15 protein-coding genes are annotated in these 14,497 nt (G+C 55.2%); 4 read left to right on the top strand and 11 right to left on the bottom strand.

The features are described 5' to 3' along the window. Positions 1 to 34: 34 nt before the first annotated feature. From AC27VO_RS07420 to AC27VO_RS07410, 3 genes are read right to left on the bottom strand one after another with little or no spacing between them, the layout of a single operon-like run. Positions 35 to 979 carry a hypothetical protein gene (locus tag AC27VO_RS07420; protein WP_488666075.1) on the bottom strand — a complete coding sequence of 315 codons (945 nt, stop codon included), beginning with the start codon at positions 977 to 979 and terminating at the stop codon, positions 35 to 37. A gap of 2 nt (positions 980 to 981) precedes the next feature. Continuing rightward, on the bottom strand, positions 982 to 3,102 hold the full coding sequence (locus tag AC27VO_RS07415; protein ID WP_488666074.1) for a hypothetical protein: 2,121 nt from the start codon (positions 3,100 to 3,102) through the stop codon (positions 982 to 984). Positions 3,103 to 3,120: 18 nt separating this feature from the next. Next, on the bottom strand, positions 3,121 to 3,852 hold the full coding sequence (locus AC27VO_RS07410) for a phospholipase D family protein (RefSeq protein WP_488666073.1): 732 nt from the start codon (positions 3,850 to 3,852) through the stop codon (positions 3,121 to 3,123). A 707-nt stretch (positions 3,853 to 4,559) separates the two neighbouring features. Here AC27VO_RS07410 and AC27VO_RS07405 point away from each other — a divergent pair. The 3 genes from AC27VO_RS07405 (at position 4,560) to AC27VO_RS07395 (ending at position 6,631) form a co-directional block, all read left to right on the top strand. Then, positions 4,560 to 4,718 carry a hypothetical protein gene (locus tag AC27VO_RS07405; RefSeq protein WP_488666072.1) on the top strand — a complete coding sequence of 53 codons (159 nt, stop codon included), beginning with the start codon at positions 4,560 to 4,562 and terminating at the stop codon, positions 4,716 to 4,718. Positions 4,719 to 5,070: 352 nt separating this feature from the next. Next, complete coding sequence (locus AC27VO_RS07400; RefSeq protein ID WP_488666071.1) at positions 5,071 to 6,150, top strand: porin; 1,080 nt, start codon at positions 5,071 to 5,073, stop codon at positions 6,148 to 6,150. Positions 6,151 to 6,256: 106 nt separating this feature from the next. Next, positions 6,257 to 6,631 (top strand): RidA family protein, encoded by a 375-nt coding sequence (locus AC27VO_RS07395; RefSeq protein WP_488666413.1) that lies wholly within the window; start codon positions 6,257 to 6,259, stop codon positions 6,629 to 6,631. Between the two features lie 120 nt (positions 6,632 to 6,751). Here the strand turns inward: AC27VO_RS07395 and AC27VO_RS07390 are convergent, their stop codons facing one another. The 8 genes from AC27VO_RS07390 to AC27VO_RS07355 all read right to left on the bottom strand — a co-directional run bounded on the left by AC27VO_RS07390 (position 6,752) and on the right by AC27VO_RS07355 (position 13,588). Further along, entirely contained in the window at positions 6,752 to 7,486 is a 735-nt protein-coding gene (locus AC27VO_RS07390) for a hypothetical protein (protein ID WP_488666070.1), read from the bottom strand. A gap of 39 nt (positions 7,487 to 7,525) precedes the next feature. Continuing rightward, positions 7,526 to 8,014: a type III secretion system chaperone gene (locus AC27VO_RS07385; RefSeq protein ID WP_488666069.1), complete on the bottom strand. Its 489-nt coding sequence runs from the start codon at positions 8,012 to 8,014 to the stop codon at positions 7,526 to 7,528. Between the two features lie 102 nt (positions 8,015 to 8,116). Further along, positions 8,117 to 9,067, bottom strand: coding sequence for a bifunctional Delta(1)-pyrroline-2-carboxylate/Delta(1)-piperideine-2-carboxylate reductase (gene lhpI, locus AC27VO_RS07380; protein WP_488666068.1), 951 nt, complete (start codon positions 9,065 to 9,067; stop codon positions 8,117 to 8,119). Positions 9,068 to 9,330: 263 nt separating this feature from the next. After that, positions 9,331 to 10,353 (bottom strand): tripartite tricarboxylate transporter substrate-binding protein, encoded by a 1,023-nt coding sequence (locus AC27VO_RS07375; protein ID WP_488666067.1) that lies wholly within the window; start codon positions 10,351 to 10,353, stop codon positions 9,331 to 9,333. Positions 10,354 to 10,405: 52 nt separating this feature from the next. Next, positions 10,406 to 10,693, bottom strand: coding sequence for a hypothetical protein (locus AC27VO_RS07370; protein ID WP_488666066.1), 288 nt, complete (start codon positions 10,691 to 10,693; stop codon positions 10,406 to 10,408). A 150-nt stretch (positions 10,694 to 10,843) separates the two neighbouring features. Next, positions 10,844 to 11,848: a dioxygenase family protein gene (locus AC27VO_RS07365; protein WP_488666065.1), complete on the bottom strand. Its 1,005-nt coding sequence runs from the start codon at positions 11,846 to 11,848 to the stop codon at positions 10,844 to 10,846. Positions 11,849 to 12,068: 220 nt separating this feature from the next. Next, a complete protein-coding gene (locus AC27VO_RS07360; RefSeq protein WP_488666064.1) occupies positions 12,069 to 12,818 on the bottom strand; it encodes an SDR family NAD(P)-dependent oxidoreductase in 750 nt (249 codons plus the stop codon). A 125-nt stretch (positions 12,819 to 12,943) separates the two neighbouring features. Beyond that, positions 12,944 to 13,588 (bottom strand): YiaD family glycine zipper/OmpA-like lipoprotein, encoded by a 645-nt coding sequence (locus tag AC27VO_RS07355; RefSeq protein WP_488666063.1) that lies wholly within the window; start codon positions 13,586 to 13,588, stop codon positions 12,944 to 12,946. A gap of 190 nt (positions 13,589 to 13,778) precedes the next feature. Between AC27VO_RS07355 and AC27VO_RS07350 the strand changes: the two genes are divergently transcribed. Beyond that, positions 13,779 to 14,471 (top strand): P-loop NTPase family protein, encoded by a 693-nt coding sequence (locus tag AC27VO_RS07350; RefSeq protein ID WP_488666062.1) that lies wholly within the window; start codon positions 13,779 to 13,781, stop codon positions 14,469 to 14,471. Positions 14,472 to 14,497 lie beyond the last annotated feature (26 nt).

The following is a 14,497-nucleotide window of genomic DNA, read 5'->3' as shown; positions in this document are numbered from 1 at the left end:
TCTTGAGGTTAACAGCCTTTTTTTAATATTTCATTTAAATGGCCAATATTTTCACAGATGAAGATTCATCATATTTTTTAAATTCATTTTGTTCAATATTGTTTTCTTGGTTATTTTTGTAGTTTTCTATAATCAAGTTTGGTGTTAAATTTATTATTTCTTGGTTGTTTGCACTAATTAGATTCCAAATAAATACACAATTGCTGATGCTAACTGGAATTCTAAGGGAGGAGCGGCAAAAAGCGTCTATGATTTTTTCTCTTTCGAGACGTAAAAATTTTTTTGCTACCTCGTTGTTTGCAGTAAAAATCTTATTCAAATTTTCATTAAATTCTTCACTTAATCTTAATCGAAGTTTAAACAATAGCATTGCTTTCCAGTTTTTTTGCTTGTAATGGCGATATGCTAAATCATCAAATATTTTTTTCATACCCCATTCGCTTGTCTCTAACGTTGCAACAATACCATTTAATGATCGCGATAAATCAGGACTAGAGTCCCAAAAGCTTTTTTGCTTATACCGCATGTCATGCTCTACCTCATGCCAGCCTTCGGATAAAACACTGCGAATTTGAACTTCAAAAGTAGTATCGATTGGATTGTTATTTCTAATGCTGATTACGGCTGATTTATTGTGATTATTGCAATCAAAAATTAAGTTATACCTAGTAACAGAGAATTCTTCACCTTTAGGTGTATCTATGGCTGAATCTTCTTCTCTGTAATTATATTTTGAGCTTAATATTTTCTTTACATTTTTTATATCTTCGAAAAAATATAAAACTACGCGAATGCCGATAGCATCTTGAATTTTTTTTCCATTTAAACTGTATTTTTCAGGATTTTTTTTAATTTTTTGCATTAATGATTCATTTGCTTTGCCCCTGCCGAAAACTCTACACATAATTCCACAAGTTTCTAAGTGGTTTTCTATATCTCTTCGGATTTCTTCTGCTATATATTTGTATTCGCTGTCCATTTTTATCTGCCTAATAATTCTTTTATTTCTATTGTTTTTTCAAAGTTGATTTCTACAAAAGAAGAAGATCTTGGTTCCAGAAGAATTTGTTTTCTTTTTAGAGAAAATATAGCTTCGTATAAATTTTCTGGTGAGATATATCCATTATTTGTGCAGATGCCTTTTATTGGACGATGCTTGAATGTGATTGTGTCTCTTCCTTTGGGCCAAAACTTCTCTAGAACGAATTTCTCTGCTTCGTTGATTTTTTCTTGTTCTGGTGTGTCTTCTAGAGTTTCTGAGCGAATAAGCTCTCTTAACTGAGAAATAAAAGCGGCATCCCCATCAGGGGCCAATAAATAAATGGAGTCATTTTTTGTTTTGCTAATTATTGTGCAATTAAAAAATCTACAATTTAGAAATGTTGTGTGCACTATTTTTGATAAATCTAATTCACAGGTGTTAAAAGTGCACTCATTGAAGATCGTGTTTTTTATATAATTTTCTCCAACAAATACATTTTTTAATTCTATTGATTCTATTTCTCCATTTTCGATTGGTAAATCATAATTTTTCTTAAGAGTTAAATTTGTTATTGATCTGTTGGTGTAGTTTAAAAATTTTGAAGATTCTTCTAATTTTTTCCAAAGCTTAGTTCTTGTGCTATTTGATCTAGGGCTATAAGCTAAAAGCGCAGGCTCTAAGAAACTCCAGTCATCATTAAGCCATTCACGTTGCTTAAGAATATTTCTGGCTACATAATTTCCAAGAACGAATTCATTCACAAAACCAATTTTGTTGGGATTTCGTGAACTTCTATCTAGCAAAGCATGGCTGGCTAGTTTGTTTGCAACTTCGTCTCTTGTCGGTTTGTTATGAGGTGGGTAGTTTTTTATTGCTTTATCGATTAGGTTTGAATTTTTCTCTAGAATTAAGGAAACAATATATTCTCTTTCTTCTGATTTATATTGAAAATCGATCATGTCTCCTGCAATATTTTCTAGTACGATGTTTTGACTTTCTATATCTAGATATAATTCTTGTCTAACTTTTTCACGTTCTAGCATGAACGTGAAGTAGCTTTCGACAATATTTTCTGGGTCATTGCATATGTTCTTAAGTTTTTCTAGTGGAATACATCTTAAAAACGATAAGAGTACAGGGTTCGCAATATTGTCTATTTCAATTCCAGTTGATTTGAGTGTTTCAAGTCTTTCATAATCTAACCAGTCTTTAATACGTGGTTCACTTATTTTTATTTTGACTAACTCAAATTCTGTTTCATTCTTCTCAACCCATTTGTGAAATTCATCACCTTCGAAAAGAATAGTTCGTCGTGTTGTAAGAATTATTTTGGCATTATTTTTTAAATATTCTCCGATTGTCTCTAACATTGGTTCTCTGTTATTGAAATCGTTAATCTCACTACCATCTCTTAGAAGTTCATCAAAACCATCTAAGATAGTGACGACTCTGCCATTTAAAATTTCTTGCTGAACCAATCTAGAGGATAGCAAAGGAAAGGTTCTATCTATTTCATCTAATAAAATATGTTTGAAAATTCTGGCCTGTCTATTTCTTGATAGCTCTGCAAAAAGTGGAATCTTTCCTTCCATTGAATTTATTTTCGAAACTAATTCGTAGGATGCACATGTTTTTCCAAATCCAGCAGCAGCTTCGATAAGAATTAATATTGGTTTTTTTATTTTAATTTTTTGTAAAATTTCTTCAACTAATCCTTTTTCTCCACTCTTTCCGTCAATCGTATATGGAGACGTTAAGTATTCGTACGATGCATTTTCATCGTAATTTTTTACAATAGATGATGTAAATCTTTCATAATCTTGCTCTAGTCTTTTTTTATTTGAATCTATGGAAAAAAAACCATTAAATAAATTTCTTTCTACATTTACTGGATCAGTATATTCTCTTACGGTGCACGCATACCCTAACTGTGTGAAATCGCTGAAAGCTTTTTTATGACAATAATTGATGGATATAGGTATTATGTCTATATTTGAAAAATAACCTGCTTTAAGTGAGAAAACTATTACGTTATCTTCGTCGTAAGTTTTTTCTTCAATAAATCCGTATCTGGAGTAAATGTCTTTAATTTGTCTTTTGGTTATATTTAATTCATTCATTTTGAGTATGCATTTAAATCAAATTTTAAAATCCTCAGGCCACAAAAAATAAGGCCCAAACTTGGACTTCGCCACAAACTCAATCCCAGCTTGCTTGGCTGCTGGAGTGAGGTAATGGCGTCCGTTTTCTGCGGTCAGTAATTGCACGGCCACCGCCTTGGCCAACCATTCACCGGTTTTCATGCCGTGCTTCTGGGCGATGCGGGAGGTGGAGAGTTTTTGCGGGCCGTTGCCGCTGGGGCGGGCTTCGTCGTCAGATGCATCGGCACTGTCGCTGGCGGCGGTGGCTTCGTCCACGGTGCTGACGCGTTCCATGCTGATGCGGACTTCGTCACTGATGCGGATGATGCGTTGCGCTTCTTCGTAGGTGTCTTTGTAGAGTTCAGCGTCGTCCTCGCGGCGGATGAGGATGCCCATCTCGTTGTTATTGATTTGGCTGAATTCGTAAAGATTCAGGCTGGTAACAATCGCGTCCGACTCATTCAGGTAGCACTTGGCATGCAGGTTTTTGCAAAAACTGGTGCGGATATAGCTTTGCGCTTTGAGCCATTCCAGCTCTAGTGGCTGCAACTCGCTTTTGCCGTAGACGATGCGCACATCAATCTTCAAGCGGTTTTTGTCTTCCAGCAGCTCTTTCATGCGGTCATTGAGCTTGAGGAAGGGGCTGATCAGCACCAAGCGGTCTTTGGCGCTTTTGATGAGTTCTTCGAGGAAGTAGTTGGTGGCGGAGGTGTTGAGAAACTTGGCCATGTCGCCTCGTAAGGGTTGCAGGATTTGTCTTACATGACAGTCTAGAAACCCCAGCAGTAATTGCCTAGCAGCGCGTTGTTTTTGCTATGCAATTCGATTTCAGGCTTGCATTGCCGCCAAGAATCCGCAAGGCGTATCCAAAGCGTTAAGCATCAAAATGGCCTCTAGCGCTTATTTAGAAAGCGCTAGCAGCCATCAAAAATCTATAAATATTCAGCGCGCAAACCTATTTCTCATCCCTTCTACCTGCGCCGAGGCGCGCAGCTTGTGGGGTGGCGTGTGTGCCGAGTGGCACACACGCTGCGTAATCTGACTCGCCGCAGTTGTTTGAGCGGAACGGCGCAGCCGTGCAGCGAGTTCTGCGGCGCACCCCGCAGGCAAGCACCGCAGGAACAACGCAGGTAGCAGGGTGCCCTTTGCTTTGCTTACTTTGCTTTGGGCAAGCAAAGGAAAGTAAGTCGCCGCCGCGCGATAAGCGGGCTCGAAGATCAAATACCCGGAAAAAGCTAAAAAACCAATAGCTATCAGCGCTTGCTACATAAGCCTTACACCCCAAAAACACCCATAAACCCTCTGCAGAATGGGTGGAATTAACCCAGCGCTTTCTCCAGGCACCGCCAGCCAATATCAATAAATATAGGTAAAAACCCTAAGCTTTGAGCGAAGTCGCTCACCTTGTTTTCCCTCATCTTTGGAGTGCATGTGCCATGCTGATTCGTTGGACTTTCTTGTGCGCAGCCGTGGCTGCTTTGACTGCTTGCTCTGCTGTAAGCCCCATTGCGAAGGACGATGCCCAGTCGTCTACCGTCAGCGCTTGGAGCTACCCCGGCGAGCACAACCAAATGCGTGAACTTGGCTGGGAATAAGCCGCCAACAAGCTGAAAACTAAAAAGCCTTCTGGGTTGTGCCAGAAGGATTTTTTCATAGCTGCCAGCGCTTGCTGCATCAGCGCAAAACCCTAAAAAAAACACCAAAATTCCAAAAAAACCAGCGTTGCACACCAGATATCGGTCTGGAGACCGAAATATCACTGATTTCAGTGATTGGCGACATGAGGCAGAAGGCGTAGCTTTGTGTACGAGCTGACAGCAGTACCGGCTGTCCCGAAGCTGTCGCTTGCCCCCATACATTGATCCCCCCTGTAATTGGCACAACTGCGCAGCACTTTGCAGCGCGGCGCAGCCATGCAGGGGTTGTTGATTTCAAGGAATTTTTTTGATGCGTATCCCCTATCTTTCTCGCGTGGCCGTGGCCGCGCTCACCGTGTGCAGTGCGGCCTGTGTGAACGCGCAAAGCAGCGTGCAGCTGTATGGCCGCGTGAACATGGCGTTGGAATACCAAAAGCTGGGCGGGCACAACGTCACCGGTCTGCAGTCCAATGGCTCTTTCATCGGTTTGCGTGCGCAAGAAGACTTGGGTGCGGGCCTGAAGACCGGGATGGTGCTGGAGGCTGACATCAACGCGGACACCGGCGCGGGCCGCGATAAATGGGGCGCTGACACTGGGCTGTCCTTCCAACGCCATAGCGAACTGTATGTGAGCAGCAGCTGGGGGACGCTGCGTTTGGGCGCGTTCAAGTCTGCATCGTATGAGGCAACGGCGCAGGCTATTCAGTGGCACACCGATGAAGGCACGGCCTTGAGCGACGGCTTTGCCTACCCTGACACGCCACGTGGCAATGTGCTGGCTGTGCGCAGCGCCTCCTTGGGTGGGTGGACGGGCGAGTTGCAATACGCTTTTGGTGAAAAAAAGGTGCTGAACGGTGCTACGTTGAAGCTCCGTGGTGAGGTCGATGCCGCCCTGCGCTACGCGCAGGGGCCTTGGGGGCTGGGGTTGGGCTACAACCTGTACCGCAACAAAGACACGGTGTGGGGTGATACGACCCGTGATGCAAGCTATAGCGTACGCGCCAGCTACGACAACGGTACATGGGCACTGGGGGCGTATTACCAGCAGCGCAAAGACGCTTCGAACGGGGTGAACTACGGTCACTCCGATCGCCGCAGCAAGGTGTTGCGCGTGGCGGCCAAGTATGTGCAGGGTGCGTCGGAGTGGCACGCCAGCATTGGCCGCCGTACCGGTCATTCATACTATGAAGACGCAACAGTCTCTGAACGTAATGGCCTGGGTGCTACCGAGTGGATGGTGGGCTACCACTACAACCTCAGCCGACGCAGCAAGCTGTATGTGCAGTATGGCCACCAAGACCTGCTGAACATGCACAGCATGCCTGCGCTGTGGGTGGGCAATATGGATCATTTCCAGGTCTTGTCGGTAGGCTTGCGTCACCAGTTCTAAAGCAGGGGCAGCACTAGGCTGCACTTTGTGGTGCGGGTGGGCGATGCCTGCTCGCACATGGTTTACCCTTGGGGTTTTGTTGGATCAGCGAGTTTTTTGTATGAGCATGTCGACCTCCGGCCCCATCACCCGCCACTACGTAGGCAAGCGCGTGTCTGAAATCGCCATTCACAACGGCACCGTTTATCTGGCAGGCCAGATTCCTGAAAACAACCCCGGCGCGGATATGCGGGTACAGACGCAAGAGGTGCTGGGCCATGTAGAGCGCCTGCTGGCCGAGGCGGGCAGCAGCAAGGCGCACATGCTGTCGTGCCAGATTTTTATTCGCGATGCGGCGGACATCACGGTGATGAACGAGGTCTGGGATGCGTGGGTGGTGCCTGGCCACACCCCGCCCCGTGCGACGGTGGTGGCACCGGCCATCAACCCCGGGTATTTGATTGAAGTGGTGGTGACGGCTGCGCAGATTCAGCCAGCTTAAGCGCTAGTTTTAGGCATAAAAAAAGCTGCTAACGCCCGTGTGATAAGCGTTAGCAGCTACCAAAAATACCAGAACCCGGGCAAGCCCCGGTGCCGGTACAGGGGAAAACAAAACAGGTCTCTACATCAGGCCGCTTTCGCGCAGCGCCGTTTGGATGGCCGTATCGCGCACGGCTTGCACGTTGGCATCAAACTGAACGATGTCCTGCGCATGCAGGGGGACGGCCACGCCTTCGGCCTTGAATAACTGGGGCAGCAAGCCGGTCAGTGTGTGTATCTGGGTAGCGTTGTGCGTGGCCTGGTGCAGTTGGCCCAGGGCCTGGTCTTTGGCGAGCCTGGCGTTGTCATTGTTCTGGCGCGCTTGCTGAATTTGTGCGGGCGAGTATTTGCTGGGTGACGTACTCATCTGAAACCAGACTTTGAACGTCTGGCGGTGCGCGTTCATCGCCAGTCCCACATTGCGGTTGGCTTGGAGCATGGCCTTTTGGGCCGCGATGGCCTGCTGTGGCAAGGATTGGGTCGACGCGTTGGGTTGTTGGGCCTGCAGCACAATGGCCTGGCGCACGGCCTGCCGTACATCACGGCTGCGCAGGGGTTTGTGGTCCCCCGTATGCAGGCCGTTTTGTTGCAGCACCTGGTTGGCAATCTGGCTGCCGAACTGCTGCGTGAGCGATGCTTTGAAGCTGTTTTTGGCCGACTGGTTGATCTGCGCGTCGCTGCGCCCGGGCAGCCAGGAGGTGACGCGCCCCCACAGTGCGCCCAGACGCGACTGGGACTGCAGCTCGCCTTGGTTGTCGAGTTTGACGTGGGTGTGCTGCGTAGCGGTGTGGACAAAGGTGTTGAGAGATATGGACATGGCGATGGCTCCGTCAACAAAAAGGATGGCGGAGCGGGCTCAGCCGCGAATCCAGCTGGCGGTTCCCAGGTCTGCGTGCGGGGCCGACGGCGCAGGGGCGGCAGCAGCGGCATCGGCACTGGCGGGCTGCAGGTGGGCGGCCAGCAGTGTCTGGCTCCATTGCTGGGCGACGTTGACAAAGCTTTCCACGCAGCGCTCAAACATTTCGGGGGATTTGCCGTTGCACTCCAGCACCTGGGTCAGCACCACCAGCCCGGCTTCTTTATCCAGGCCCAGCGTGGCACCTGCGGTGCCGTTGAAGAAGAAGTTGGCCTCCAGCAGCTGGGCATACAGCGCCGCAGTGGGGATGGGCGGCACGGTGCCCATGACGGCGTAGATCAGCAGGGTGTCGGTGTGGTCCACGTGCTCAAAGTTGACGAGCAGCTCATCAAACTCCAGGCAGGCATAGCCTTCTGCATTCAGCGCGAAGTCCGCAATGCCCATGCTTTGGGTGAATTGTTGGAGAAGGGCTGTGATGTGTGCATGCATGGTGGCTCCGCAAAAGACCAGAGGAATGCGGAGTAAGTAACGCCAGGTGCCCAGGAGTTCCCTGCGCTGGCGCAGCGGTGCACGGGTGCCCGCGCAGGGCGTTCAGGCGCTGGTGGGGCTGTAGCCATCGTAGGCCAGCGAGGCGGCGGCCAGGTCTTCCAGCGCAGTGCCCACGGATTTGAAGAGCGTGATCTCTTGCGCGTTGCGGCGGCCCGGGTGCTGGTGGCGGCACAGCTGCTCTAGCGTGGCGGCCAGCTGGTCGCTGGCCCAGGCGCCTTCGTCGATGGCGGACAGCAGGTCGCCCGCTTTGAGCAGGGCCTCGGTGGTGTCGCTGAACACGGTGGCACGGCGCAGGCAGTGGCCGTCGCTCTCGCGCATGGCGGGGGTGAAGCTGCCAATCAGATCCAGGTGGGTGCCCGGCTGCAGCCACTCGCCGTGGATGAGCGGGGTGGTGGAGAGGGTGGCGCAGCTGACGATGTCAGCGCGGCGCACGGCGGCTTCCAGATCGGGGGCGTGCTGCGCGGCCATGCCCTGGGCGCGCAGTTGTTCCACCAGGGCGTGGGCGCTGGCGGGGTTGCGGTTCCAGACATCCACGCGCTCCACGGGGCGCACGCAGCGGTAGGCATGGGGCAGCAGGCTGGCGACGCGACCTGTGCCCACCACCAGCAGGCGCCGCGCATCGGGCCGGCTGAGCCAGCGTGCCGCCAGTGCCGAGGCCGCGGCCGTGCGGCGTGCGGTGATGGTGTCGCCGTCGAGCATGGCCAGCGGCTGGCCGGTGCAGGCGCTGTACAGGGTGTAGACGGAGTGCAGCCCGGGCAGGCCGTAGCGGTGGTTGCCGGGGAAGATGGAGACGGTTTTGACGCCCAGGCGCTTGCCCTGCTGCCAGGCGGGCATGAGCAGTAGGATGCCGCTGTCCGCTTCCTGCGCGCCGGTGATGGCGTGGTTGTGGCGCAGCGGCACTTCGCAGCCTTCGATGAACATGCGCTCCAGCGCCATCAGCAAGGCGGGGAAGGGCAGGTGGTGTTCGGTCTGGGGCTGGCTAAGGATGAGCATGGGCGTGGAACGGCGTGAAGCGGTACGGAGCGCTGTCGAGCGGCTGGAGGGGGAGGGCTGCCCCCATCTTAGGCAGCCCGCCTGGCCCGCAGCAAGGGCGCAGACCCTGTATGACGCTGCGGTATGTGCCAGAAAATATAAGCTTAAAGTGCTGAAAACCTAGGTGTGGATTACGCAGGCAGATATCAAAAATGCGGTGTTGGCGCGCTGCAGCGGTTGTGTTGCCGCAGCGCCGTGGCACAGCTGGCGCACGGCGCGGGCGCTCAGCGCTCTGGGTTGGGCGCGGTGCGTGCGGTGGCGGCGGGGTTCCACTGCATCAGGTGCAGCACGGACTGCCAGGTGGTCTTGTAGTTGTCCAGGTACTGGCGCGATTGCGCATGGCTCCAGCGCAGCGGGGTGAGGTTGGCGGCAGTCAGTGCCTGCACCACCACGGGCGCGTTGGACGTTTGCTCCAGCGCCTGAATCAGCTGGGCCTTGGCGGTGGGGTTGATGTCTTTGGGCGCAAAGGCGGCCACCCAACTGGGGGGCAGCGGGGGCAGGCCCAGATCGGTGAACAGCGGTGCGGGCGGCAGATAGGCGGCACGCAGTTTCTGTGCCGTGGCCAGCAGGCGTACCTTGGGGCCCAGGTAGGCGTAGTGCCAGCAGGGGGCCAGTGCCATGTCGGCATCCTCGCGCCAGGCCATGGCCTGGTTGTGGGCGCCCCGGTAGCTCAAGGGCACGATCTTGGCCGGGCCGGGCGGGGCCGCACGGGTGGCCTGCGAGAGCGCGTGCAGCCAGAACATGGACTGCCCGCTGCGGGCACCAATGCCAATGCGCACCGAGCGCGGCTGCTGCACGATCCAGTTTTTAATATTTTGCCGCTGCAGCAGCGGTGAGCCTTCCTGCACAAACAGGCACCAGGGCAGCTCAAAAAACACCATGAGGGGCGTGAGCTGGTCCAGCTGGCGCAGGGGGGCAGCCCCGTGGTCGCCGAGGACGCTGGTGGTTTCGCTCATCAGCACGATCAGGGGGCGCTGGTTGTTGGTGTGCAGCGGCTGCGCGGGCTGCTCATCGTCAAAATGCAGCTCCACGGGCTTGCGCAGTGCCTGCTGAAGCTGCTGGTGCAGCGTCAGAAACAGATCGCGCGCCTGCGGCATGGGGCTGGCCACCATGCGCCAGCGTTCGGGCGCTTCCTGGCTGTACGCATGCGGCGCCAGACCCATCCAGCAGGTGATGATCACCGCCAGCAGCCAGCGTGTGCGCAACAGCCAGAACCAGCGCGAAAGCCTCTCAGTTTTTTTAGACATATGGCTATCTGAAGAAGATAGAAATGAAAACAATAAAACTGCCCAGGACGATTTAAAAAAATAATAAGCCATGCTTTGCAGAAAAAAATAGCACTACGGATAAGCGGTGGCAGGGTAAATATTGATTGAGGATGGTGCGATCACAGTGCAGCGATTCACCTTGTTTGGTGGTTGCGGCGCTGTTGGAGCGGTGGGTGACGGGCGGCTTCGCTTTCTGTGTGAAAGCGTCAGAGCGGCCGTGTTTGCGCATCGGCATGGCATGCCCGCTGCGGCCAATGTTTGCACCGTTTGTGGACGTTTGTGGCCGTTGTTGGCACGGGTGGTACAGCGCGAAGGTCACGGTGATGCACCCACGCGGTGCTGGCAGGGCGGCCTGCCTTGTGGGATGAAAATATTGGTCAAAAACCGCTGCAACCGTGATGCAGTCTGCGGAGTTAGCTCACAAAAAACAGCCCGCAAGCAGCGGGCCGTGTGGCGGTTACGGGCGGGCTCAGGTGCGTGGAGGCATGGCCGGGCGGCCCATGCCGCGCACCGGTGGTGTGCCGTTGGCGGGAAAGCCGGGTGGGGGCCCACGGCGCCCGTTGGGCCCGCCGGGGCCCAAGTCCGGCATCTTGCCCTGGGCCTGGCAGCTGGCGGCGTCCAGGCGGGTGCGGATGGTCAGGGTTTTGCTGGCCACCATCACCCCGCCCACATTGCGCACCTCAAAGAGGTAGGGCGATGGGTCGGCCTCGTTGCCAATCACATTGTCTTGGGCCAGCGTGGTGTCGGGCTGCCCCTTGGCCTTGTACAGCGGCTGCCGCGCAAAGATGGCCTGATTGAGCGCATCCGGAAACAGCAGCTGGGTGATGGACCAGGCTTGTGCGCGGTCGTCGGCGTTGTAGCTGCCTTTCAGGATGCGCAGGTGCACGTGGTTGGCGCGGCCGTTGTACCAGCCGGGGTAGCAGCTGTCGAAGTGCACCACGCCCTGCACATCGGTGCGCTGGTAGCCCCGGAAGAACTGCTTGTTCAGGTCATCCTGGTGGTTGTTGCACATCTGCACGATCTGGCCGGAGTAGCCCCCCGTGTGGTTGGTGTGCCAGATTTCCACGATGGCGTCTGACACGGGCTGGCAGTCCGTGTCGACCACCCGCAGCACCATGTGCAGGGGCAGGCCGTCCCAGCCGTCACTCACATCCACGCGCTGTGGGGAGGTGGTGTGGCAGGGGCCAATCGTGGCCTCACAGGTCAGCATGCAGCGGGTGGCCCCCAGTATGAAGGGGTTGGCAGCGCGCGCGGCGGCGCTGATGGCCTGGGTGCCGCCCGTCAGCCACTGTGCGGCGGTGAATTGCTCGGCGGTGCCCAGTGCAGCCACGGTGCTGCCTGTGCCTGCGCCGGTGGCGCTGCTGGCACAGCCACCCAGTGCGGCCAGCAGGGGGCTGGCTGCAGCGGCCTGCACCAGCTGGCGGCGCGAGAGCGCGCCAGGCTGCATGGGGAAATGCTGGGGGGATGTGGGCATGCTCATACCTCGGAGGTGGTTGCGTGGGATGACCATGCTAGTGCCCGCATGCCGCCTGGCGTGTAGGCGCGCCAAGATGCATGGTGACAGGTCGTAAAAAAGACATCAAAACGGCTTGTAGCGCCGATGTGGTCGGTGCAAGCAGCTATGTTTTTTAACAAAATGCCGGGCCTGTGCAGCTTGCCGAGCTGCACGGATGCGCAGGTGCACGGATGCCGCGTTACTGCGGCTGGCGGTGCACGCTCAGCCCACCAAAGCTTTGCTGCACGGGCATGATTTCAATGCTGTTGACATTCATGTGGGCCGGAGCCTGGGCCACCCACAGCGCGGTATTGGCAATGTCTTCAGGGGTGATGAAGGCCACGCCCTCATATACCTTCGCGGCCTTGTCGGCATCGCCAAAGCGCACATTAGAAAACTCGGTGCCACCGCACAGCCCGGGCTCGATGTTGGTCACGCGCACCGGGGTGCCAAACAGGTCGGTGCGCAGGTTGCGGCTGAACTGCTTCACAAAGGCTTTGCTGGCACCGTACACATTGCCGCCGGCATAGGGCCAGCTGCCTGCGGTGGAGCCAATATTGATGACATGCCCGCGCTGGCGCTGCACCATGCCGGGCAGGAAGGCGCGGCTCATGTGCACCAGGCCTTTGCAGTTGGTGTCGATCATCGTGTCCCACTGCGCCAGATCAGCGCTTTGGGCGGGGCCCAGACCCAGCGCCAGACCGGCGTTGTTGATCAGCACGTCCACCTGCGCCCAGTCGGCGGGCAATTGTGCAGGCAGGGCAGCCACGGCCGCGGCATCGGTCACATCCAGCTCAATGGCCAGCAGGGCCTGGCCCAGTTCGGCGGCCAGCGTGTCCAGCTTGTCTTTGCGGCGGGCGGTGGCAATCACGCGGTGGCCTGCCTGTACAAAACTGTGCGCCATGGCTGCGCCAAAACCAGCCGATGCGCCGGTAATAAGAACGATCATGAAGAAGCCTCTTGTCTTGGAATGGGGGAGTGTGCGAACGGTGTCTCGTGCCGCATTGTCGCGACAGGCGGCACGGTTGGGCAAGCCCTGCGGTGGGGTGCAGGCGGCGGTGCCGCGTGGGCCCGTCAGCGGGATTCGGCCACAAACACTTCGACGCGGCGGTTTTTGGCGCGGCCCCAGGCGCTGTCGTTGGAGGCAATGGGCTCGCGTGCACCACGGCCTTCGGTCTGAATGCGTGGGCCGCGCACGCCCTGGCTGAAGATGTACTGGCGCGTGGCGTTGGCGCGCTGCAGCGACAGCGGATCGTTGATGCGTGCGCCGCCGGTGCTGTCGGTGTGACCGATGATGACCACGCTGGTGTTCGGATTGCGGCGCAGGCTGCCCACAAAGCTGTTGAGCACCGGGCGGAACTGGCGCTTGATGGTGGCGCTGTTGCTGTCAAACGAGATGTCGGCCGGAATGGCCATCTTGAGCTGGTTGTCGCTGGTGCGGCTGATGGTGACACCGGTGCCGCGTGTGGCGGCTTCCAGCTCCTTGCGCTGGCGCTCCATGTGCGCCGACCAGATGTATGCCCCCACGCCACCCACGGCCGCACCAATCAAGGCCCCTTGTCCGGCTTTGCCCCCGGTAGCCTTGGCGACGCCTGCGCCCACGACCGCGCCAGCCCCCACGCCAATGGCGGTATTGCGCTGGGTTTCGGTCATGGTGTCACAGCCACTCATCGCCAATGCAGCCGCCAGGGCCAGGATGGTGCCGGTTTGGATAGACATGTTTTCTCCCTGTAACAAATGTGAAGAATGTATAACCATTTGCCGACGTGACAGGGCATTCAGGGGCAGTTTGATAGGGTGTGGGTACATCTCAAAAAAGTGAACCATATGCACACAGAGGGATGCCAGTGCCCACAAGGCGCTGGTGTGACACTGGTGGGCGGCATCACCAAGCCATACAGGAAGACGCATGAATCACATTGCCAATGGGCAACCCGCCTCACCACCAGTGCGGATGTACTGGGAGGATTTGCGCCCGCAGGGGGCACCGGGACCGGGCTGGTCGGAGCAACTGCAGCCCGGGGTGTGTGCGCTGGTGGATGAAAGCGGCGATGCCGCCGCGCACTGGCTGGGCGCGTTGACTGGCTATGCGCTGCCTGCACAGGGCCGTGTGGTGTGCGGCCCGCTGACCAACCCGCCAGACAGCCCGCTAGACAGCGCGGCCTATCAGGCACAGGTGTGCTGGCACAACCCGCGACTGCCACTGGCCAGTACGGAGCGTGAAATCACGGCGCAGCATTGGGTGCAGCGCATGGCCCAGCGTTGGCCCAGTTGGGACGACAGCGCCTGGGAGGTGCATTGCGCGGGGTTTGCGCTGCAGCCACATATGGACAAACCGCTGTGGCACCTTTCCACCGGGAGCTTGCGCAAGCTGGGCATGGCTGCCGCACTGGCCAGCGGGGCGCGGCTGACGGTGATTGAAGAGCCCGTGGCCGCACTGGACAGCAGCAGCATTCGCTACCTGAGCCAGGCGCTGGACGCGCTGGGCGAAGCCCTGGCAGGCGCAGCCACCCCGCGCTGGGTGCTGGTGGCCCACTGGGAGCCCTTGCCCGGTGTGATGTGGGATGAGGTGCTGGCACCGCCCGCGCTGACCGCGGCCTAGGGTGGTGCCGGCGACATGTGCGGCCG

The sequence above is a fragment of the Comamonas sp. 14P8.1.4 genome, assembly GCF_057799285.1.
The sequence above is the reverse complement of the archived record's forward strand: the minus strand, read 5'-3'. Positions and strand labels throughout refer to the sequence as shown.